This window comes from Paenibacillus sp. P36 (assembly GCF_045866505.1).
GTDB classification, from domain to species: domain Bacteria; phylum Bacillota; class Bacilli; order Paenibacillales; family NBRC-103111; genus Paenibacillus_E; species Paenibacillus_E chondroitinus.
Map to the genome: position 1 here is coordinate 7,114,995 of NZ_AP038372.1, position 23,632 is coordinate 7,138,626.

Here is a 23,632-nt window from a genome sequence, read left to right on the forward strand (position 1 = left end):
TACATTTGTCCGCTTACTCCGCTCTTTTAACCGTGATACCAGGCGGGAAGCTTTCGGTCCACACCCCGTTGTTGTAACGGAGCTGAATCTTTCCAGTTGGAACTTGTACCTGCAGAGAAAACGATGTCCAAGATGCCGGAAGCTGCGGATAAAATGCAATTTCTTCCCAACCCGGCTTGGCAGGCTTGAGTCCAATAATGTCTTCAATCAGTACAGGAACGGGTCCGCTTGCCCAAGGATGGCATAGGCTGGTGTTCCATTTCTGATCCTTCCCCCACGCCTCGAAGCATGTTGTTGCTCCTTCTTTCAGCATATTCCCCCAAGAATGTTCATCCTCTGACGATAGCAAATCATAGATTAATTCATACTCTTTCACCTCTGCAAGTGCCTTCATGACGAAGTAGGAGAAATAAACGCCGCACGCGAATCGTTTGGTTCGGATCATGTCTACGATAGCCACGACGGATTGATCAGGGGCGATGCCGAATAATAAAGGAAGAACATTCGCGTGCAGAGCATGATGCCTACTTTCCTCGGAATCTTTAAACAAGGCTTTCTCCTCATCATAGAAGGCGTCCAAGAAGCTTTTCATTAATTTTGGCAGCCGATTCTCATAAGTGACGCCCAGCAAATCCCGCATCTCGTTCACCGTACGCACGCAGCCGATATATAAGGCATTGATGACATTATGACAGCCAGGGCCAATCGGCTTAGTTAGTTCAAAATCATAGTTATCGCGCAAACCTTGCGGCCAATCGACAAGATTCCATTTATCTGCAACGCCTTGCAGCAATCCATCTTCACGCTCAAATTTCTCAAAATGCTGCAGCAACCCTTCCGCATACGGGTACATCTCTTGAAGAAAGGCCGTATCTCCACTGTAATTGAAATACGTCATGACCTGCATCGGCCACTGTAAAGAAAAATCAGCTATTTCCTGCATAAAATGTCCCGGCACAACGGCCATGAGCCCGCCACAGACGAAAGAGCTGCGTCCGAATTGCTCAATCGCCTTGCGATATAACCGTAAATCGCCGCTAAGCAGCATATGCGAGTGACCAATAATCGTATTGTCGCCCAAATATTGGCCTTTCTCCCGACTGGGACAATCCACGAAGTTTTCCTGTGATCCGTATTGGACACCATTTTTGCAAATGTCAAAAATTTGATTCATCCGCTCATCCGAGCTGTGCAGCAAACAGCTTTGTTCATCAAACGGATAATGTCTTACCAGAGCATGGAAGGATGCAGGGCTCAGAGATTCCTCCGGTCCTCGCACCTCTACATAGCGGAACGCCTTGTAATCAAACGTTTGGAAGAAATCGCTGTCACCGGATAGTGTCCACTGATCATGGTAAAGGCAATTGCAGCGCATTTCGTAGCGTACCGCCTGATCCCCCGGCAGCAGTTCTTCTCCAGACCAGATTTGCACTTCTTCTCCCGCTTTTCCATGCGCCATCATGGCGAATTGGCCCGTCAGTTCTCCTCCGAAATCGATCAGATAATGACCGGGCGCCAGTTGTTGGACATTCGATGGCTGCTTCGCATAGACGTCAACTAGCGGAGTTGGCTGCAGAACAAAGGTATAATCGATATTTTCCGCCGATTCTGCATACTGCCAATCGGAATCGTCATATCCGACTTCTGTCCACCCTCTCTCCGATTGCCTGGCGTCCACATGCTCGGTGAATTGCGTGTCATAGCCGAAAGCGACACCGGGCCGATTGTCATATACCCGCTTCGCTTTCCATGTACGATCTGTTTTAACCAGCAAATTCTCGCCTGCCCACAGTTCTGCTACCACACCTTGCCTGTAGTCGGCGCTGTTATAAGCGCGATTTAACAACCCTTGATAATAGACATGAATGGCAATGACATTTTCCCCGGCCTTTAAACTTGAAGCAATATTGATACGATTGAAATAGTAATGATTCGCATCGCTCTGAGCCGGTCCCTGACAAACGAACTCGCCGTTTATATACAGCTTGTAATAATCATCCGCCGTTAGATGAAGCCGGATCTCCTCCTCATTCAAGCTCTTCTCATCCAACCTAAAAACGGTTCTTACATACCAGTGGTGATGCTGCAAATCGGTTCGATGCGGTTCTACCTCACGTACTTCAAGCTCTTTATGGTAGAGATCAGACTTTTTTACATTTATAAATGAATGATCAGTCAACCAATCTGCCTGCCACTTTGCTGACAACCGAACCATCTCCTCTTTAATCATAAGTACACGCCAGACTCCGTATTACAGTATTTTGTCAGTGAAACGTTTCTTCCGAAAATCGCTCGGCGGGAAGCCGGTCAACTTCTTAAACGCTCGGTTAAACGAAAAGTAGTGCTCATAACCAACGAGCCCAGCGATATCTTGTATCGAAGTGCCCGTTTCTTCCAAAAGCTGCTTCGAATGAAAGATGCGCAGCGCCGTTAAATAATCGATAAAATTTTCACCTGTTTCCTCTTTAAATAAGCGGCTGACGTAATTTTTACTTAATGAAAATTGTTCGGCAAGCAGCTGCAGAGACAAGTCTGCATTTGCGTAATGGGCATCAATATAGGCTTTCACATCGTGAATCAGCAGCCTGTGATTTTTAGTTTCACGCAGCTGCTTCCATAGCTCGGCAACGGTGCTGAGCCGTTCCAGAAGAATCTTTCTGATATCGTCCATCGTTTCGAATCGGTCAATTGCCTGGGAAATAGGAACGAGTCCCTCCACTCGCCATGACTCGGTATATTCACTGGGAAATTCAGACAATTCACGTGTAAACGTAAAGGTCATATAGTAAAGCAGGTTTTTCAACTCGTCCCGGGTATACAACTCGCGATTGATCGCTTTGAATAGAAAATCGAATTGGTTATACCATTCATCGTTTCCGCTTTTATACAACTGAACGATCGTGCGGATTAACTGTAAAATATCAAATATCTCAGTTTCCGTCTGCCGCGCAATGACCTCATAATGAATAACGCGATTATTTCCCAATGCGGAGCGGTACTGCACAGCCTTAACAGCCTGCTCGTAGGATTCGCCGATATCCTCCGAACACTCCGTCTTTTTCCCTACGCCGATCGTTACCGTGAAGGCAAGATTGGCTTCAACCCACGCCCGCATACTCTCACAAATGGCGCTAATATCGCTCATCGAAAGTTCGCCGTCCGCGCCAAACAGAATACTCATTTTATCCACAGATATCCATTCACTCCAAATACCTATTCCATACTGTTCAGCGGTTTCTTTCAACACATTCGACAAGACAAATTTCAGGAGCACCTGATCTCGCGTAGAGTAGCTTTCTGTAAAATCACTAATTCTATCGATCTCCAATTTAGCCGTATTGAAAGAATGCCAATTGCAAGGGAAGCCAAAGTTATGCATCTCTTCGATCAATTCGTCTTGGCTGATGGGACGATCCCCTGTCAGAAGTTCTTGGAAAAAATATTTCTGGCGATAAGGCAAATTTAAATTACTCTCCGACTGATAACGATCAGCGAAATCAATGATTTTATCTACAGCCGCATCGACAACCGAAATCAATTCTCCACCTGGCTGCCTGACGTTTAAATAATCGGATATTCGGCTCATACTCGCATCAATCGGTCTTGCATAGCGTTTGGACAGGTAGATAATTAAGGCTGAGGCAATCAGAACCATCACAACTCCGATAATGATCCAACTATAATAGAGCTCGGAAAAAAAGCCATAATGGTAGGATTCTTTTATCCCACTGTTGAACGTCCACCCTGTCTCCTCAAACTTCAAGTTAAGGATGTCCTTATTCGCTTTCACTTTACTTTGCCCGATTAATTGTCCTGCCTGATCGACTAAGGTAATTGAACTAATTGAGCTTACAGAGATGCTTTGCAGCCAAGAGGCCAGACTCGAAACATCGATATTCACGATAAGGATGCCGCTTGGCTCCGTCAGAAAAGGGACCTTTTTCACGAGGGATACAACTTGAGCGTCATAAGGTTGAGAAGGAAGAACTTTGTAGGTTCTTACATTCGTCCAAATGCTTGGAAGCGGCTGCTTCATCTGCTCCTGAACGAAATCGCGATCACCAAACTCTGCAAGTGGCAAGTACATTTCTGTGCCGAGCACCGTCATATCGATATTGCGATAAAAGTAAATGGATTGAATGAAGGGAAAACCCGCCTGGACCTGCCTGAAAAGCTCCGCCACCTTACTGCGCAGCAAATACGGGTTAACATCAGAATCGTGAAGCTGAAACATATACTGATTAAACTCCCTGTTATTCACGGTTGCCGCATTCACATTCTGATCGATGTTGCCAAGAATCGAGTTAAGCTGAAGCATGGTGTATCGCGTAAATGCTTCATTGGCACTCACAGTTTGCGTTTGGGACTGCTTATTCATTGTCATGAAGAAAACAAAAAACAAGATGAATACAAGCAAATAGACAATTGGCAGGTAGGTCGTGACCAAACGGTAAAACCAAGAATGTTTCTTTAACATGGCATGCTCTCCTCGGGCATCGAAATGAAACGGAGAAACCGTCTATTAGGGACGGTACGAACAAGGCTGTCGGCAGACATCCACCGACAGCATTCTTCGTACTCTTTTAGTTAAAATTCATAGAAAGTAAGTCGTTCTGGCTAACCATCGTATCCTTATTTTTCGTATACCAATCCTGATACCAGGCCTCCAGCTTATCGCCATCCGATTTTTTCCAAAGATTGATCGCATCCTGTTTGGCTTGAGCCGAAGTATACGAAGATCCGCTTACAATCGCTTTATTCCATAAGTCTCCAATCGGGTTGCTGGTGGAATCAAGCAAGTTCTTGGAGATGAACTGCATGTCAGCAGGAAGCGTGGGCATGAACCCGCCAAGCGTGATGCTGGCTAACGGGCGGTCCTTTGTAATGTTCAAGCTGAAAACGTCCTTGCCAAGATCGTAAAATTCCTTCTGAAGCGGAATGCTTTGATCAAAACCCTTCATCGTCGTATCAAACTCGTTATAAACATATTGGCCGCCTAACATACGGAAGTCGCCTAACCAATCAAGTTCCTTCTTATTTTTCTCCGCATTAATCGGAACTTCTTTGTTATTTTCAACTTTGTAATGTGTGCCTTCAATGCCGCTATAGGTGGTTTTGACCCACTCCGGTGAGCTCAAATAATCAATCATTTTGATGGCCGCTTCAGGATCTTTCGTTTTGGCGTTCAACACACCCGTCAACTGCACCGGTGGATTGAAATCAGGCGAAAAGCTGCCAAATTGGCTGGAAGGTAGTGCGATGGCCACCAGCTTGGCATCCGGGACATTTTTACGCAAGGTTTCGTATTGAGAAGTAAACACTTTGTATGAGCCTGCAGCTGTATAGATCCCTATTTTACCTGTAACAAAATCCTGCTCGGCTTTCTTTCCATTCTTATCAGTCAGAAAATCTTTATCGACGATGCCTTCATCAAAAAGCTTCTTGCGGAAAGCGTTCGCAGCCTCAGCCCGATCCCAATCCTTCACCCACTTGCCGTCTTTGAGAATCCAGGTCACATTCTGGAACATAGGGTCAATTAAGCTGCCACCTCCGGCCATATTCAAGCCGTATGTATCCTTCTTGCCGTTACCGTCAGGATCTTGCGTTGCAAACGCTTTCGCAACTTGAAACAATTCATCCGCCGTTTTTGGCACCGATAGTTTCATCTTATCGAGCCAATCCTGCCTAATCACCGTATAACTGTATGGCACATAGCCAAGAATACGGCCCAGGTCATAAATTTTCCCGTCATCCCTCGTGCTCAGCTTTTTGAGTAGAGGAAATTTATTCAGCAGCTGCTTGTAAGTTGTGCTATTTTTTTCAATCAAATCTCCGATGGGCATGATCTGTTTTTGTAAATACAGTTGATTGCGGAAGCCCACATCGTATTCTAAAATAACATCCGGCGCTGACCCTGACGCGACAAGGGTATTCAGCTTGTTAACGGATTCTGCACGCGGGACAGGGGATATCTTTAAATTGATTCCGGTTTTATCCTGGATGAATTTCGTCCAAATGTTGTTTTCGGCAGTCCCGAGATCAGGTGCAATCGTTCCCCGATCATAAAACGACATCGAGAGGGACATGGCACGCGCAGATGCCGAAGTAGCAGGTGTGGTTGATGTTTGTTGAGCTTCTCCCGTCTTACTGTCGGAGCAGCCTGCCAGTGACGTTGCCGTAAGCGTCAACGCAACCGTGGAGATGACTAGCGCTTTTTTGTTCATATAAGAACCCTCCTGTTTAGTATTGTATACAAGCATTCTTCTTTTAGGAAGAGCAGACTTGTCAAAAAATCAGATGTTCAACCTATCCTTTGACTGAACCAATCATGACGCCTTTCACAAAATACTTTTGCAGAAAAGGATATAAGATCAGCATTGGTACGATCATGACAAATACCCCTGCCGCTTTAATCGACTCCGGTGTGATGGATGTAAGATCTTCCGAAGACGTGTTTGCAATTTCCTGTAGCAGCTGCTGGCTGGAAATCATTTGCTGAATAAGTACAGCAAGCGTATTTTTACTGGAATCGTTGATGTAAATCATGACACTGAAAAAGGAGTTCCAGTAGCCAACACCGTAGAAAAGCGTAAGTGCGGCGAGTACCGGCAAGGAAAGCGGCAAAATAATCTGAAGCATCAGCCTGATCTCTCCACAGCCATCAATGCGGGCGGCTTCTTCAATCTCCTCTGGAAAGCCGTTAAAGAAGGAGCGCATGACCAGCATGTTATAAACGCTTATCAATCCAGGCAGCCAAAGTGCGCCATAGGTGTTGATCAATCCAAGTGATTTGATGACAAGATAAGTGGGAATTAATCCTCCATTGAAAATCATTGTAAACACAATCAGCATGGTGAAAAACTTGCGGCCGTACATAAATTTTTTCGATAAGGGGTATGCCCCTAATAAGGTGAAGAGCATGCTGAGGAACGTTCCGACCACTGTCACCTCGACACTATTCCGAGCCGCTTGCAAAATGCGTGTGCCTGTAAAAAGCTTATGGTACGTCTCGAAATTCCATCCGATCGGCCATAAGCTGACAAATCCGGATAAGATGGCATCATTGGTACTGAGAGACAAAGCGAGCATATGCAGCATGGGGAGTAGGCAGCTGACAGCGATAACGCCAAGAAGGACATAATTGATCAAGTAGAAGATCTTTTCTGTAGACGAAGCTTTAATGAGAATACCCTCCTTTTCTACCAAAGACTATTGCCTGTTCGTTTGGCAATTACGTTGGCTGCAATGACGAGCAATAAGGCCACCATCGACTCGAAAAAGCCCATTGCCGTAGCCAGACTAAACTGGCCGCCGTTAATGCCCACCCGAAAATTCCAGGTGGAGATGACATCCGAGACTGCGGATACCGCCGAATTTTGCAGCACATAAATTTGGTCGAAGCTGACCTCCATGAAGTGGCCAACCGATAGCACAAACATGATCGCAATGGTCGGCAATATGGCCGGTAGTGTAATGCTCCAAATTTGCCTTAACTTGCCTGCCCCATCCATGCTGGCCGCTTCATACAGCGACGGGTCAACAGCAGCAAGAGCGGCCAAATAAATGATGGCGTTCCAACCTGCTTCTTTCCATATCCCACTGCCTACAAATATCGCGATCCAACTGTTCTCTTTGTACAAAAAAGGATAAGGTGTATCTGACCACTGGGTAACAAAGTGATTCAGAAACCCTTTTTCCTGGGCAAACACGAGGGCAATAATTCCGCCAATGATGACCCAGTTCAGAAAGTGAGGCAAATACACAAGGGTTTGCACCAGTTTTTTAAACCACAACTTCCTCGCTTCGTTCAATAGAATGGCTAAGAAAATGGGGAACGGAAACCCGACAACAATTTGTAGGAAGCTCAGAATAATCGTATTGCGGATAATTCGCAGCATTTGAGGTTGCGAGAACAGAATCTCGAAGTTTTTGAAGCCTACCCAGGGACTTCCGAATACACCATCGCCAAAATTGTACTCTTTAAAGGCAATAACCAGGCCCCCGATAGGGGCATATCGAAAGATAAGAAAAAAGGCTAGCGCCGGTAAAAACATAAGCATAATGGGAACGTTTTGCCGGAAACGCATGCGATCGAATCCCCGTCTTCTATGGAGCTTTCCAGATACTGTCGTATTGAGCAGCTTTTCTATTTGTCTCACCTTCCTCAAAATTTGATATCCGTTCAATAACCTTGAACCGCTTTCCAAACTCTGGATTTATCTTATCTCGTGTTCTCCGCCCTCACAATTCACACATTTCCGAGTAGATCACATTTCTTACATAGCCATCTGATCTCACCTTTTTCACTTACCTCAACTTTTTCAATGTGGGAAAAGCTACAAAGACCAAAAACCCCCTCCATGTCTCACCTGGAGGGGGTTTGATACGAGAGAACGCTTCAAGAACGCTACCCGTTACTGGAAAAGAACGCTATAATACCGCTTCAAGAACGCTGTCAAGATGAGCCCAAATGGCGCTCCAGCTGCAGCACTTCAATGCCGGCAAGCAGCACAATACCGATGCCGTGCGTATCATTAAGCAGCCAGGAGAGATCATCTTTATAGTAGCCGACGCTATACGAATATCCCGAACCGCGGCACACACCGTACACGTTGCCGAATTTATCGATGGAGATGCGGGCCATTCCGTTCCAGCCCTTATGAATCGCTGCGATATACTTCTCCGTTTCTGTCACCCAGCCAAATCTGACGCCGCGAGCAAATGCATACAAGAACATGGAGGTACACGAGGTCTCCTCATACGAAGCAGGTTCTGTCAGCACTTGGTGCCACAGGCCGTTCTCCCCTTGCAGGCGCAAGTAACCTTCGCTCAGTTCATTGAAGAACTCCAGCAGCTCGTTGCGCTGTGCGTGGTCGTCAGGCAGCACAGCCAGTAATTCGGACAGGGAGAAAATGACCCAGCCATTGCCGCGGCCCCAAGCGATTTTCGTAGGTTTATCGATCCCGAAGTCATAGACGTGAGACATGATTTGCAGCTCAGGGATGTACAATTTCTTCTTAAATTGGATGAATTGATTAGCTGCATCTTCCAGGTAACGGATCTCACCCGTCCGCTGGTAGCTGCGGCACATGTACGGCACGCTCATGTACAAATCGTCGCACCACAACGTCGCGTTCGGGAAATCCACATGCTTCGGCTTGCGGTACAGCGATCCATCAGGCAGTCGATCCTGCTGATTGCTAATATAATTCGCAATCACATCGGCAATCCGCTCAGCGCCCTGAAGCGGCTGATTTTGCAGCGCCAGCAGCATCGTTGCTCCAAACGAGCCGCAATCATCCAAACTGTCCAGTGTCGCCAGCGTGTTCAGCACACCCGAGGCGCCGTACTGGGCTTTATCCCAGCCCGCATAGGTATAGAGCCGCGTGCAGGTTTCAATATGCTTGTAGACATATTGCAGCAAATCGTCGCGGCCGAGCAGCTTACCTGTCTGCAGCATCCCGTACAACGTCACGCCAAGCGGATAGTTCCACTTGCCGAACAAGGCATTCTCCGTGAACGGCCGCACCCACGTGTTTGGCTGATCCAGACGCCAGAACGTTCCACCCTCCTGCGTCTCCACCAAGGCAAACAGCGAAGCTTCAACATCAGGCATCACGTCCTCTGCACCGAACGGCCCTAGATACAGCCACTCGTCCTTCGCCCCATGTACAGGATAAGGCTCTACGAGCTCGATGCCAGACGAAAGCGGATCCAGACGAAAGCCTGCGCTCCCGTTCGCACCATAACATTGAATGACGAGGTTATGCTCACCGTACGCTAACTTCACCACGGCATGAAAAGCGCCTGTTTTGTCAATGCTGGCTTGCAGTTTCCCATCCACATAAATCGCAAGGCTTCCTTCCGCATGACCGCTCAACTCAACCTGCCGGGGTTCTGCCGAAAAGGAGCGAAGCTTCGTCCACGCGAGCACATACCCCTCGTTCAGTTCGCCGAAGATGCGGGCTACCGGGTTTTTCGCCTGCTCGGCAGCACTCCATGCCAGCTCCGGAAACCAAGCGACACCGTGATCCCCTTCCGTGCTTCCTTCGCCCGGGAGCTCGCTCCACACATGATCCTGCGGGGAGGTGTAGATCCAGCCTTCGTGGCCGAATCGCTCGGGTGAAGGTGCGAGGAAATGGATCGGGTTACTCTTATAGGAACCTGGCCCCAGAGAACCTCCACAGCCCGCTTCCGTTTTAGTAAACTGGAACACCAAGTGATTCCAGCCTTTCTTCATCTGAATCGTCACGACCGTTCTGCGTTTGGGATTCAGTTCATCGGCGATATTCGCTTTATATATGGGTTGCCCATTCGCATACAAAATGAGCGGACCATAGCAGTGCAAGATGAAATTGAGCGGTGTCTCCACGTCACTCCAATATTGCGACCATGCGTAAACGATCTGTCCGTTCTGAATCTCGGGAAACCGGTTTACAAAATGAAAGTCATAACTATAATCGTGATTCTTCAATATGCCATTAGCACAAAAAGCTCGGTATGCCATCGGATGAGGCGGGTTGTTGCCTACATATCTGTCGGCTACTGTAGCTAATATTTCGCTTACGCGGTCTCCACATTTCGTATAAATGCTCTCATTGATGTCAATATAACGCTCAGCCATGGTCTCTTCCTCTCCCATTCCAATGCAGAAAGGGGCGAAGTTTCCCCGCCCCTTGCCAGATTTAATTTTTATTTAGCCGCTGCGCCAGCGCTGCGTTTTTGGTACGCATCCGTCATCTCTTGGCTCATTTTCACCAAATCAGCATCTGTTTTAGCTTTTGTCACGAAATCGTCCCAAGCGGTAATTGGCTCACGGCCCAGAATGATTTTTGTTTTCAAATCTTGTACTTTTTTCTCAAACTCAGGCAGCAGCTTTTGCGCTGTTGGCGAGTACAGACCGATACTGATATCGGCTACGCTTGTTTTGGCACGATCATCTTGAATCTTCATAAACAGATCGTTTGCTTCTTTCGGGAAGTATACCTTCGTAGAGCTCGCATATGGATCGGCTACATAGACAATTTGGTTAAAGTCAGGACCATTATCTTTGGCCAGCTGCTCGGTGTTGATCACTTTTTGGCCATCTTTCACCGTGTAATCCACACCTTCGATGCCGTATTGCTGAATAGCGAATACATCGTCATTCATCCACGTATCGACCATTTTCAAGATGCGTTTCATTTTTGCTTCAGGCACGGATTTCGGGATTGAAATCATACCGGAGAAGCCAGGGCCTTTCGGATTGTATCCATTCATATTGGTCAACGGATAGAAATCCGTTGGCTTCATGTTCGGATCGATTTTCTTCAACAATTCGTAGTGATCGTTCATCGTGCCCGCTTTATCCATAATGATGCCCGCTTTACCGCCATTGAACAGGTCCGCTGCCTGTGACAGCTTGTAGGAGGCGAAATCTTCCGGCAGCAGCTTATCTTTGTACATTTTAGTCAAGTATTCAATGGAAGTGCGAGTTTCAGGCAGCAGCGCGGTATTGACGATTTTGCCGTCGACCAGCTTCCATTTATCGTTTTTCACGTTCGCGCCTGTGAAGCTGTTCTCAATCATCGCAAGCGTTCCCATATCGGCCGGAGGCGTCATGAAGGCCGCGAGTGCGGTTGTATCGTTTTTGCCGTTTTTATCCGGATCTTTCTCCGCAAAGGCTTTCATAACTGTGTACAGCTCGTCGGTTGTTGTTGGCACCTGCATCCCGAGATTGTCGAGCCAATCCTTGCGAATAATGAAGAAGGAATCGGCTTCAGCTGGGCGAGGACGCGGGATCCCGTAGTTTTTGCCATCCTGCATTTTCGTCAGGTCCCAAGCCGTTTTGGAGATTTTGGAATTCAAGTTCGGATAATCTTTGATGTAAGGAGTCAAATCCCAGAAAGCGCCTTGGGATACGGAATTACGGAAAACTGATGTGAACGGATCGTTAATCGTAATCAAATCAGGAATATCGCCGGATGCTAATGTCACATTCAACTTATCCGTATAGTTGTTACCTGACACCCATTGAATTTTCATTTTGGAGTTTGTCGCTTTTTCAATCGCCTGTTTGATTTTGTTATCATCTGCGGCCGGAGACGGCGTAAGCAAGATCGTCATGATGTTCACTTCAAGCGGTGCTTCCGTTCCGCCTGCGGCATTACTTTTTCCCGTATCCGCTTTGTTCCCGCATGCAGCCACGACACTGGATAATGCCAGCATCAGTATCATTGAGCCCAAGACAACTTTTTTGCTTTTTCTTACTTTCATTTTGTGATCCTCCCTTGTTATGAACTTCTGTGTATCGAACGCCTTAACAGAGCACAAGGTTGACAATAGTACATTCCACTTTGATCGACAATCGGACTTTTTTGTACCGCCATTTCAGCCATTCTAGGACTATCTTGCAGCTTGCACTTCGATGCACAAAGGCTCTAATCCCTTATTCCGTGCGGTTTACCTCGCGAAATTGACTTGGTGTAATGCCTTCGTACTTTTTGAAAAGCCGATTAAAATAACTATGCTGATAGCCGATCGCATCGGCGACTTCGTTGATCTTCATATCCGTTTCGACGAGCAAAGACTTGGCGTTGCTAATCCGAATATTCGTCAGGAAATCAATAAAATTAATCCCGGTTATCTGCTTAAAAGCCCTGCTTAACGTATATGGACTTGTGCCGAATAAATCGGCGCACGATTCAAGCGATAATTGCGTCATGTACTGCTCGCGTAAATGAGCGATGACTTGCTCGATGATCTGCTTGAAATGATAATCCTGACGGGAGATCATCTCCTGCACGAAAACCGCAATCACTTTGTGCTGAAACCACTTGAGCATTTGCTCAGGCTCTTTGATTTGCGCAAGCTGCTCGAACAAGTTCACACTGCCGAACAGCTGCACGGGATTCATCCCGGATTGCAAGGACGCATACCGAATGCTGCCCAAGAGCTGCAGCATGCCTTGCTGAAGCATAAATTCGGTCGAGCCGTTCGCCGCCAATTCCTTCATAAATTGACCGATCAAATCAACAGCGTCTGACTCCTGACCGTTGCGAATCGCATGAATAATTTCTTTATCCAAGGTGAACGGGTAGCCGGTTTCCTTGAAGACATTGAGCTTGGAAAGCTGCTCCGTCTTAATAATCTGATTTTCGTCAAGCAGATCTCGATATACCAACGCTTGCTTCACTTCCTCGAACAAATGTGGAATTTGTTTCACGTTGTGAACCCATTTGCTGACCGATATCGTAACCTGCATTTTCAGAATTCGGTTTATCGCGAGAATGACTTCTTGACACGCCTGCTCCAAATCATCCTCTAACCAGGTTAACGGGTGAGCTGCGGGAAAGGATAGCAGAACCCCAATCGAAAAGTTATGGAAATTCATGATTTCCGCTTGTTCATATTGGCTTGTGAACAACTCATCGATAATGTTGGCGGCGGCGAACGTCACAAGACTTTCATCGCCTTGCGAGAACCTTCCCTCAAGGTTGGCAAAACCCGTCAATTGAATCACAAGCGCTACAAATTGACGCTGCTCCGTTTCCCAGCCATAGCGCTTCATCCGCTCCTTCAAGTCGCTCTCTTGCAGAGAAATCAAGTAACCTTGCGCCAGCTGGAGGAAAAAACCCTCCCGCAATAGCGGCATTTGCTCTTTAAGTTTGTGCCGCATCGTCTCCGTTTCCTTGGACATATGCTGCCAGTGCTTCTCGATCATGGCGAATTCGTCCTTCACCTCAGCATTCTTTTCACCGGACAGCAGGGTCAGCAGCCGCTGTACGGGATGATAGATGCGGCGGGACACGAACCAAGAGAGCAGCAGCGCAATGAGCAAGCCAGAGAAACTGAGAATTAATATCCACTTGGAAATGGAAACGACCGGGGCTGTAATGGAAGATAGCGGCGCGGCGGAGATATACACCCACTTCTGGCCCAGCCGGTTAAAATGGCCGTACGAAACCGAATACGAAACCTTCTGATAGTCAAATAACAGCGATTCAGGCTTCGCGTCGTTCACCGCTGCTTCCCCTAAATCCGCTTGATGCTTCATGTAGGCTTGTTTAAGCGCTTGATCGAGTTTTGATCCTTCCGCCCCGCTGCTGCTGGATAAATTCCAGTTGTCCTCCTCATTGAACAGCATCGTAACGCCCTCATCATAAGGAGTTAGCGTTTTTAGCACCTTTAACAAGTTATCCTGATTCAATGTGGCAACAAGAGCACCGAAGGGTTCGGTGCTGTCGCCGGGAATTTTATTCACAATCGTAAGCTCCTGCTTGCTCGTTCCTTGTATCTTCGGAAACGTCCAGAACATCGACTTATCATGCTTAAGCAAGGTCTCGTAATTCTCGACATCCGCCGAATCACTTAGAAATTTGTAGCGTTCCGTTGTGAAGACAAGCGGACGCGGCTTGTCCAGAAACAGCTCTACTTTCTGCAGAAAAGGATGTGAGCTCTCAAGAGATAACAAGGTCCGGTACATATCCTGAACCGTCTCGTAATTATAGGCAAAATTAAGCGTCTTCAATTTATCGTCAAACTTGGAGTCGAACGCCCAATGCGATACCGTCATTTCGAGAAAAGCAAGCTGGTCGTCGATATTCGCCGCCCGATTGCTAATCTGATTCTGGTGAAGTCCCTGAAGCTCTTCCTCCACATTGTTCGTGGCGATCCAATAAATACTGAGACCGGTAATGAGCCCGGGAATGCTTGCCATAATGAGAATCATCGCAAGGCTTTTCCAGAAGAAGCGATTATTATATTTATATTTTTGAAAATAGCCGAGTAACGCGCCCCAAATTCCAGTCAAGATGCTCACCTTCCAATACCTATTTTTTTACACGATTCGACATCTAGAGCTGGAATCCCTCCCCTTCGGGTCGTTACCCTTTGACTGATCCTACCATGGCACCTTTGGCAAAATGCTTTTGCAAGAAAGGATATACCACCAAAATAGGAACCGTTGCAACAATGACTGCAGCCATTTTTAATGTTTCAGAAGGAGGCGGTACCGTGGAAACATCCATCCGCAGATCCGTGTTATTCGCATTGAGCAAAATGTTTTGCAGCATCACTTGCAGCGGCCATTTGCTGGCATCATTAATATAAATCAGGGCATTAAAGAACTGGTTCCAGTAAGCGACCGCATAAAACAACCCGAATGCAGCCAGCGAAGGAAGCGACAATGGCAATATAATTCGGAAAAAGGTCGACAAGTCGTTGCACCCGTCCATTGAAGCGGATTCCTCCAGCTCGGCGGGGATACTGTCGAAAAAGCCTTTCATCAAGATGACGTTCCAACCGCTCGCAAGTGCCGGTAAAATGAGCGACCACAGGCTATCGATGAGGTGCAAATTACGTACCAGCATATAGTTCGGGATCATACCAGGATTAAACAATATAGTGATTAGAATCGCGATCAAGGCGAATCGTCTGCCGCGTAGCCTTTTTCTAGATAACGTATACGCCAAGGAAGCGGTGAAGATCAAGCTGAGTGCTGTACCGACTAGAGTTACGTAGACGCTAACACCGATCGATTTCGGAAAAGCGCCTGTCGCCATCAGAAATTTATACGATTCAAGCGACCACACCTTCGGAAAGAGCACGAAACTTTCCTTCAAATATTCCGTGGGATCGGTAAAGGAAACGACAAACACATAATACAGCGGGAAAAAGGTGATGATGCCGACAAGACCCAGCAATACGATATTCCCTATGTTAAACAACCGGTTTCCCAATCCTTCTTTCATATAATTCCCTCCTAAGGACATTGCTATAGCTATGTCTCTCCATAGATATGGACGCTAGTAAACCCCTTCTTCGCCCATTTTTTTCGAAATCCAGTTTGCCACTACGACCAACACCAAGCCTACAATCGATTTGAACAAACCGGCAGCGGTACTGTAGCTAAACTCGCCTTGTTGAATACCGACCCGGTACACATACGTATCGAATACTTCTGCCACATGGGAAACAGCGCCATTGTACATCAGGAATACCTGCTCAAAACCAACATCGAGCATATGACCGAGGCGCAAAATGAGCAGTGTAATGATCACGTTGCGGATCGCCGGCAGGGTAATATGCCACATTTGGCGAAGTCGGTTTGCCCCATCAATTTTAGCGGCTTCATAAACACCTGGGTCAATGCTTGCCATCGCGGCCAGAAACAGAATCGTCCCCCAACCGCATTCCTTCCAGATCGATTGCAAGGTCAACATGCCCCAGAACGTATCTGGATTCGTTAAAAAATCAATCCTGGCCAAGCCCAGTCCTTCCAGAACTTTATTGACCAACCCTTCACCTTTGGCAAACATGAGGAACGTCAAGCCGGAAATAATGACCCATGACAAAAAGTGCGGCATGTAGACGATCGATTGAATGACCCGCTGATACACCACGCTGCGAAGCTCATTCAAGAGCAATGAAAGCACAATGGGCAGCGGGAAAAAGAGCACGAGGTTCAGCAAATTAATGGCCATCGTATTTCGGAAAAGCAGCATAAAGTCCGGATTGGTAAAAAATCGTTCGAAATGCTCGAACCCCACCCATTCACTGCCGGTGATGCCGGCAAACGGCGAAAAGTTCTGAAATGAAATGACGACGCCCCACATCGGGGCAAATTTGAATATCAGAAAAAACAATGCGCCTGGCAGGCCAAGCAAATACAAATATTTATCCCGCCTTAGATCTCTTATAATGCCCCTCTTATGCCATTCTCGGGACTTCGCTAATTGGTCAGATGCCGTAGATTCCGGTTGCATGAGTGCCATCCTCGCCATTCCCCTTTCTCATTTTTTTCTCGTATGCTTAACAACTTAGAATAAAATCTTACCGTTTACAATCAGACAATATTGTTCGGGTTTAAGGCAATTTTGTCGCAACCGGAATGGAAGGTGAGACTATTTTGCCGATTGAGACAATCTTGTGCAAGGGGTTAAAAAGCGCGCCACGTCAGGGATTACGTTCCGATATGCGCAAAAAGGGGCAGCCCCTGGTCAGTCATGACACTTGGGCCGCCCCTCATTGTTATTCCATTGCCGCAAGCCCATGCCGGTCATAAAAGACCGGGCCGCGGGACCAGACGCATGCCAAATGCATCAGAAGCTCCCCCGTCATGCGCTCACGAATTCTCGCATATTGTTCATTGTCATACACGTTATGCCATTCGTTAGGATCCACTGCCAGATCATACAGCTCTCCTTGAAACTCGCCGATTCGGCCAATCGCCTCTCCGAGCTTGCCAGGCATGTACAGGATTAGTTTATAATCCTGTTTTCTCCACATTAAGGCAGGCGCCGAATGGTGCGGCTGCGCTCCTTTGCCATGGAATTCGCAGAAGGTCCCAAGACGCTGCGTCTCGCCCAGTAGATCGAGCCCGGGCAACTGCGGATTTACCGGCAATCCCGCTACCTTAGATAAGGTCGGTACAAGATCCACCAACTCGGCAGGACGGTCGTCGACAGACCCCCGCAGCCCTGGTGTCAAATAACTTCCGGCTAAGATCATCGGCACACGGACACTGCTATCATACAAACAATATTTGCTGAAGCGGTGCTGTCTCTCGCCCATCATCTCGCCATGGTCGGAGACGAAGACGATCAAGGCATTGTCCAGCCTCCCTTGCCGCTCCAACCGCTCCAAAGCCTTACCCAAGTAATCGTCAAGCCAGGAGCAATTCGCCCAATAGCGAAGTGTGGTCCGCTTGCGCTCCTCCGGCGTCATCGCTTCCCAGACATGCCGCTTCTCCCAATAGTTGCTCTGGCTGCTCTCATTCACAGCGTCGGTCGCGGCCAGATGCGTATTCTGCTCAAGCTCCCATGGCGGCTGAGCGATATGTGGAATCTCGTTGATATCGTATAAATCCTCGAATTCCTTCGGAACGTTGAAGCCGGCATGCGGTTTCAAGAAGGAAAGATAAAGAAACAGCGGGCGCGACGCGTCAAGCCCCTCATCAATAAAATTCAAACATTGTTCCGCCACCCATCCGTCACGGTGCCAATGATTCGGTATTTGACTCGTGCAGCCGATATAACCTTTTGAATTCTCCTCGCCGCCACCGTAGTCTTTCGTTTCTTCATAATAAGCGGCGAGCCCCTCCGGCTCGGCATCCCCCATCATGACAGCGCCATCCTCATAATGTCCGCTGTCATGTGACAATCCGACAGCCCGTACTTCGAAGCCGCGTGCTGAGGGAACCGGATTTTTCACACCGTGATTCCAATGGGTTTTCCCGAAGCCTGCGGTTTGGTACCCTGCTTTTCGCATCAATTCCGGAAGCGGATCGCTCGGCAGCTTGTCTTCGTCGTACAAGCCGCCGTGATTGGTTCGCACACCGAGCTGCGAAGGATAATAGCCGAACATCATCGAGGTGCGGCTAGGCACGCACATTGGCGCCTGACATACCGCCTGACTGTATGTGATTCCCTGCGCCGTCAGTTTATCGATGTTCGGTGTATGGATATGCTCGTTGTAGGCACCGATACAATCCCAGCGCTGCTGATCCGTCATGAAGAAGATAATATTGGGTTTGTTCGTTGCTTGTTCTGTGTTGTTTGGCATGAACGTCTTACTCTCCTTCCGGGTTCTGGTAGGACTGCACCCGCTTGGCTGTGTAAGCCGGCTTCAATTCGTGCTTCGCATAATCAAAATATTTCCCTTCCAGCAAGCCGATTAGCGTGTTAGTCACGCGAACTTCAATACGGTTTGTACCTTCCGTCAGTATGGAGGCAGGGCCGCTGAAGCGGTACGGCATCCAAGTACGGGCGCCAAGTGACACCTTGTTCACCAGCACTTCCGCCACGTCGTGGAACTCACGATCCAGTCCTTCAAATGTAAGCTCGAAGATATCCCCATCGGGCAATTGGCCAAGCTGAAGCTCACGGCTGAAGGTCATCGTTCCGGCAAAATGCGGATAACCCGCATATGGACTTGCCGCGAGCGGATGCTGCTGGACGACCGGACGTTTCAAGACAGGACGCTGTTCGGCGTCAAAGCCGGCTTGGAAGCTGCCCGTTAGATACAGCGCATCGATCAAACCATGCCAATCCTGCTCAATCGTCACCTCAGCTGAAATTTCATTGACGCCAGGCTGCAGATACGCTGTAATTTCACAACCTACGTTCATGTAGTCATACAAAACGTGTCTCGCGAAATCCACTTTCTGAAGACGATGGCCGTTAATCAAAATCGAGCCTTCTCCGGAAAGCGCTCCTTGATCCATCACGAGAAACACCCGATCCAGTTGGTTGTCCACGACGATGGTTGTGGAATACCGGGCTTGAAGCGGATAGGCCATACTGATGCGCATCGGCGTTCCGAACAATTGGCTCATCTGTACTGGCAGCTTCGTCGAAGCCGTCAAGTCCGCACATTGGTCAATGAAAGTTTTGACCTGAACCACGGGCGCGTCCTCCTCCGCTCCCGATGCCAAGCTGTTCACACCAGGAATCGAGAGGTGAAACGCATCGAGCCGAACCGCGTTATCCTCATCGGTTTGCATGGTCCATAACGTAGACTCCGACGCATCGACGGTGAGCTGCCAAGGTCGGTCTGGCAAGGCTTGCACAGCTGTACTCCGCGTGATACGGAAAAGTCTGGACTCGTAGGCACCCAGGAAAACCGGCAGCGTCCAGCCGCTATCCGTACGTTCAGCCTGCGCAGGCGCCTCGTCGCCGCGATCCAAGGATAGCTCTGTAAACAGAGCCGCATGATCCACATTTTCCTCCCAGAGAGCGGTTGAAATTTGCAAAGACAAATCACGCTCAGCCTCTTCTTGATTGCTTATGAAAACAAGGAAACTGTCCGCATCGATTTGGCGAGTTTGCAGGAGAATACTGCGTCCGCCATATGCCGGTTCAAGCTTCACCGCCAGCGGATGAAGCTCCTCAAGCAGCATAGACAGACTGCCCAGCACTGCAGCTTCGTCAGCGGATGCTGCGAATGGCAAATGATACGCGCTCGCAGCGCCTTTGGACCACACCGGCGCTGATACCGCGCCTTCGCTCCAGAAATGCTCTCCGCTTGGCTGCTGCAAACCGAACACGCTCGCTGAGGAAGCCGCGTCCAAGCCATTCGTTTCAATCGCTTGATACGGCAATTGTCCCATGCTGATGACCGTTCCACCTTGTGCCAGGAACAGTTCCAGCTTCGCCCATGCGCCACTTTCCAGATTCGTCATTGGCGGCACGATCACATTGGTATAGCTGGCATTGCCCAGCCTAATCTTACCGTCCTCCACCACCGCTTCTGCGAGCAGCCCTGTATCCAAATGATCATAATCTCTGCCACTGTAAGTCAGTTCGTTGCAAATGCGCGTCCACCAGGCCTTCAAGTCGTCAAGCTTGCGCTTCTCATCCGTGTTCTTACCGCCATAATCAAAATGGTGGAAGGGATTGCCCATGTAGGCCCACAGCGATGTTGTCGGCTGAAGCACCGCTGTACGAATATCCGCTTCGCCGCAGCTCATGACATAGCTGATCCGGCCGACGTAATCGCCGAGCTGCCTGAAATGCGTCCAATACGGATTTTGCAGGAACTGAGAAGGCGGCGCGTCATGCTTCATCAGCGCATCGAGCGTGTAGAAAAAAGCATGGAAGTTAAAAAAGTTCGTGCCTTGCGCAGCCATACGATCAATCATCCACTTCGCGTCCTGGAGCGTCATTGACCATCCGACACTATGGAAGCACTCAATCAAGTTGCGCTCGCGGCCGAACTGGCGGGCAATGGAACTGACCATTTTGGCGCTGGAACGAAAGCTTTCCGCCTGATTATTCAAAATCCAATCCAGCGAACGCCCGAGCTTTTCATGCGCGGTATCTCCACCTGGCACATGGCTGTACCGCTGTGTCGTATGCCTTACGGACGGCACTTCAGTCACGTATTGAAGCCCAAACCGTTCACACCAATCATGCACCTGCTTATGATAGGAGCTGAGCAGAAGCTCGTGAATCGCTTGATAGTAATCATAACGGATACGAGCCGACTGCTCCCCTTCTTCATACAAAAGGGCATGCAGATGTTCCCGTAGATCATAGCCGTTTTGCTCCATGAAAAAAGCCGGCAGCTGCGGCGACCACGGCAGCTTGCCCAAGAGCCCGATCTCGTCGGTAAACATGCCCTTGATCGTACCGCCGAAGTATTCGCCCAAGTGCTGCGCATACTTGTCGTGCGTTAATCGAATAAACGTGGCCATTGCCTCATGATGGCAAGGATCGACGAACGTCCCGTAATATTTGAAATCTTCGATTTCCTTCTCCTGCATGATCAGTACTTCCCAATCACCGGGAGGCGCCGTCCACTCCATCTTCTGAATCGTGCGGTACGTAAAGAAGCGCTTTTGGTTATAACTCGTCAAGCCCGCTTTCTGAAAAATCGGCTCCGCCTGAAAGTTCCCAATGGATGAACGGACATCCACCGCCTCGGCCCAAAGCTTCTCACCTTTCGAGTTGACAGGAATCGCTTTTGCATACAAAATACGCGCCCACGGCAGCTCCATGGACACATGCTCTCCGCCCTGCACCCGCTCGGCCCGATGCTCGAGTGTATAGTGCTTGGCCTCCGGATGCTCCAGCGTCACCTCGCCGCCGGCGATCCCGCTCGGATACGGGTACTCGTCGTAGAGCCACACCTGCAAATTGCGGCGTTCGGCCGCTTCGACTGCTACGCGTACTTTTTGAAACCAGGCATCGGATAAGTAAGGAATCTCCAGCCCCTGCCTCGCACAGACGAAAAATCCCCCCAACCCCTTGTCCGCCATTTCATCAATCTGATAACGAATCTGTTCGTCGTCCATTTCCCCATTCCAAAACCAAAACGGATGAATGCGATATTCCGCTTCCGGCTGTGCAAAAGACTGCGTATTAAACTGGGCCATGTAAGTTCATCTCCTCGGCATGTACGTATATGAAAATATTGCTTCCATCTATTGATCACTATAAAGGAAGTAACTTTGCCCTAACAATCGCACTATTTTGACGTGCCTAATTCGCTCTGCAACTATCTTGCCCGGTTTGCACATCCTTGCGAAATCAATGAATTCAAGCTAAACTTACCGCCCACATACGCAATAAGGCTGCCAAAAATTCCTGGCAGCCTTGTAGTATTCGTTTACACAGCAATTACTTCTTTTTCATTTCCTGATACACTTTCTTCTGTTCGTCCATGACCTCTTTACCGCCGGTTTTCATATAATCCGCAACCATATCGTCGTACAGTTTATCGAAATCCGCCGGTTTTGCCGTTACCGTCTTCACAAAAATCTCAATGGCTTTATCACCCAACGTTTGATTGTATTTAATTTGGGCTTCAATCGGTCTGTCAAAACGCGCCGGCAGCTGCCCGTCCTGATCGCCAACCTTAATACTATTCATCGTGAAATCCTTATATTTGGGATCAGCTGCGTTTGCTTTTAACGTTTTTTCCTGATCGCCCATATCTTTACCATTGATGAGCATGCTGTAATCCAAATAATTGTACATGACCTTTTTCGCATCATCAGAGTCCAAAATAACCGGAATGCCGTCATCGCCCTTCTTGTAAGTAACCCCTTCCGTTCCGTTCTGCAAGTCGAAGATCACCTTATAATCCGACATCCAGTTCAGAAACTTAATGGCTTCAACGGATCTTTTGCTAGCTTTCGGTATCATGAGATGAGCAGACAGCGGATGGTAAATCTGCTTCACATGTTTGCCTTCATAGTTCGTGAACGGATCTACAGGCAGCAGCGTAGCACTCGGAACATTCTTCTGCAGAGTGGAGTAATAAGACTGATAGACAGGTTCGTTCGTATTGGTGATTGCGAATCCGATTAATCCGTTCACCAGATCAGCCTGAAACTTTTTACCATCTTTATCCAGGGCAAAATCAGGGCTAATCAAACCTTCGTTATACAGCTTGTTCAAAAACTTATACCCTTCTTTATTGCCCGGTTTCATCAAATCTGGAAGCGAGTAATATTCTTCTTCCGTCATTTTCTTCCAAAACGTACGAACCAGAGGATCAAGGTTATTGTTATAGCGAATACCGTAAGGAATAACCTTACCACCCGTATTGCCAGGATCTTTCTCCTTAAATGCTTTCAACACAGCGTAGAATTCATCGGTCGTTGCAGGTGGTTTCATCCCCAGCTTGTCAAGCCAGTCCTGGCGGATGATTGGCGTCGAGCTGGCGATAATAATTCTTTTGGCCGGGATGGTGTACTGCTTGCCATCAAAATTACCATAGCTGAGAAGCTTATCTCCGAGATACTTTTTCAAATTCGCACCGTGCTGGTTGAGCAAATCACTAAGCTCGGTCAGCCCCCCCTGCTTCACCCAATTCTGAACTGCTGGATCACTATAGGTAAAAATAATATCAGGCGCCTCATTAGCCGACATCAGCACGTTCAGTTTCGGCACTTCCTCTGTGCGCGGAACGGTGACAAACTGCAGCTTAATATTATTTGGATCGCCGAACTTTTCCTGCATGTATTTAACAAAGTAACTTTCCGTAAGCGGCGGCGCGCCAGGCGGCGTATTGCCACGGTCGAAAAGCTCTATTTTCAGCGTTACGGGATCTCCCTTAGCCCCGCTTTCCTTTGCACCATCCGAGCTGGAGCAAGCTGTCATCATACCTGCCAATAAAACGGCTGCGAGTGAACTGTTAATTGTCC

At 48.2% G+C, this 23,632-nt stretch carries 13 protein-coding genes; all 13 read right to left on the reverse strand.

Annotated elements, in window-relative coordinates:
• Positions 1–13: 13 nt before the first annotated feature.
• Entirely contained in the window at positions 14–2,206 is a 2,193-nt protein-coding gene (locus ACKTT9_RS31195) for a family 78 glycoside hydrolase catalytic domain (RefSeq protein ID WP_407869070.1), read from the reverse strand.
• A 45-nt stretch (positions 2,207–2,251) separates the two neighbouring features.
• On the reverse strand, positions 2,252–4,477 hold the full coding sequence (locus tag ACKTT9_RS31200) for a helix-turn-helix domain-containing protein (RefSeq protein ID WP_407869071.1): 2,226 nt from the start codon (positions 4,475–4,477) through the stop codon (positions 2,252–2,254).
• Between the two features lie 106 nt (positions 4,478–4,583).
• Complete coding sequence (locus ACKTT9_RS31205; RefSeq protein ID WP_407869072.1) at positions 4,584–6,224, reverse strand: extracellular solute-binding protein; 1,641 nt, start codon at positions 6,222–6,224, stop codon at positions 4,584–4,586.
• Between the two features lie 82 nt (positions 6,225–6,306).
• On the reverse strand, positions 6,307–7,182 hold the full coding sequence (locus ACKTT9_RS31210) for a carbohydrate ABC transporter permease (protein ID WP_407873151.1): 876 nt from the start codon (positions 7,180–7,182) through the stop codon (positions 6,307–6,309).
• Between the two features lie 17 nt (positions 7,183–7,199).
• Positions 7,200–8,159, reverse strand: a complete 960-nt coding sequence (locus ACKTT9_RS31215; RefSeq protein WP_407869073.1) for an ABC transporter permease — start codon at positions 8,157–8,159, stop codon at positions 7,200–7,202.
• 296 nt (positions 8,160–8,455) lie between these two features.
• Positions 8,456–10,624, reverse strand: a complete 2,169-nt coding sequence (locus tag ACKTT9_RS31220) for a glycoside hydrolase family 105 protein (protein WP_407869074.1) — start codon at positions 10,622–10,624, stop codon at positions 8,456–8,458.
• A gap of 68 nt (positions 10,625–10,692) precedes the next feature.
• Entirely contained in the window at positions 10,693–12,255 is a 1,563-nt protein-coding gene (locus ACKTT9_RS31225) for an ABC transporter substrate-binding protein (RefSeq protein ID WP_407869075.1), read from the reverse strand.
• A 172-nt stretch (positions 12,256–12,427) separates the two neighbouring features.
• Positions 12,428–14,791 (reverse strand): helix-turn-helix domain-containing protein, encoded by a 2,364-nt coding sequence (locus ACKTT9_RS31230; RefSeq protein ID WP_407869076.1) that lies wholly within the window; start codon positions 14,789–14,791, stop codon positions 12,428–12,430.
• A gap of 73 nt (positions 14,792–14,864) precedes the next feature.
• The gene (locus ACKTT9_RS31235; protein ID WP_407869077.1) at positions 14,865–15,731 is read right to left on the reverse strand and encodes a carbohydrate ABC transporter permease; all 867 of its coding nucleotides are present in this window, start codon (positions 15,729–15,731) and stop codon (positions 14,865–14,867) included.
• A gap of 54 nt (positions 15,732–15,785) precedes the next feature.
• Positions 15,786–16,754, reverse strand: coding sequence for an ABC transporter permease (locus ACKTT9_RS31240; RefSeq protein WP_407869078.1), 969 nt, complete (start codon positions 16,752–16,754; stop codon positions 15,786–15,788).
• Positions 16,755–17,010: 256 nt separating this feature from the next.
• Positions 17,011–18,543 (reverse strand): sulfatase, encoded by a 1,533-nt coding sequence (locus tag ACKTT9_RS31245; protein WP_407869079.1) that lies wholly within the window; start codon positions 18,541–18,543, stop codon positions 17,011–17,013.
• Between the two features lie 7 nt (positions 18,544–18,550).
• Complete coding sequence (locus tag ACKTT9_RS31250; protein ID WP_407869080.1) at positions 18,551–21,856, reverse strand: glycosyl hydrolase; 3,306 nt, start codon at positions 21,854–21,856, stop codon at positions 18,551–18,553.
• 244 nt (positions 21,857–22,100) lie between these two features.
• Entirely contained in the window at positions 22,101–23,591 is a 1,491-nt protein-coding gene (locus ACKTT9_RS31255) for an extracellular solute-binding protein (protein ID WP_407873152.1), read from the reverse strand.
• Between the last annotated feature and the right edge of the window lie 41 nt (positions 23,592–23,632).

Coding starts and splice junctions, on each gene's coding strand:
- ACKTT9_RS31205 (WP_407869072.1), bottom strand. CDS start 6,224: ATGAACAAAAAAGCGCTAGTCATCTCCACGGTTGCGTTGACGCTTACG.
- ACKTT9_RS31240 (WP_407869078.1), bottom strand. CDS start 16,754: ATGGCACTCATGCAACCGGAATCTACGGCATCTGACCAATTAGCGAAG.
- ACKTT9_RS31245 (WP_407869079.1), bottom strand. CDS start 18,543: ATGCCAAACAACACAGAACAAGCAACGAACAAACCCAATATTATCTTC.
- ACKTT9_RS31200 (WP_407869071.1), bottom strand. CDS start 4,477: ATGTTAAAGAAACATTCTTGGTTTTACCGTTTGGTCACGACCTACCTG.
- ACKTT9_RS31250 (WP_407869080.1), bottom strand. CDS start 21,856: ATGGCCCAGTTTAATACGCAGTCTTTTGCACAGCCGGAAGCGGAATAT.
- ACKTT9_RS31225 (WP_407869075.1), bottom strand. CDS start 12,255: ATGAAAGTAAGAAAAAGCAAAAAAGTTGTCTTGGGCTCAATGATACTG.
- ACKTT9_RS31220 (WP_407869074.1), bottom strand. CDS start 10,624: ATGGCTGAGCGTTATATTGACATCAATGAGAGCATTTATACGAAATGT.
- ACKTT9_RS31235 (WP_407869077.1), bottom strand. CDS start 15,731: ATGAAAGAAGGATTGGGAAACCGGTTGTTTAACATAGGGAATATCGTA.
- ACKTT9_RS31255 (WP_407873152.1), bottom strand. CDS start 23,591: ATGATGACAGCTTGCTCCAGCTCGGATGGTGCAAAGGAAAGCGGGGCT.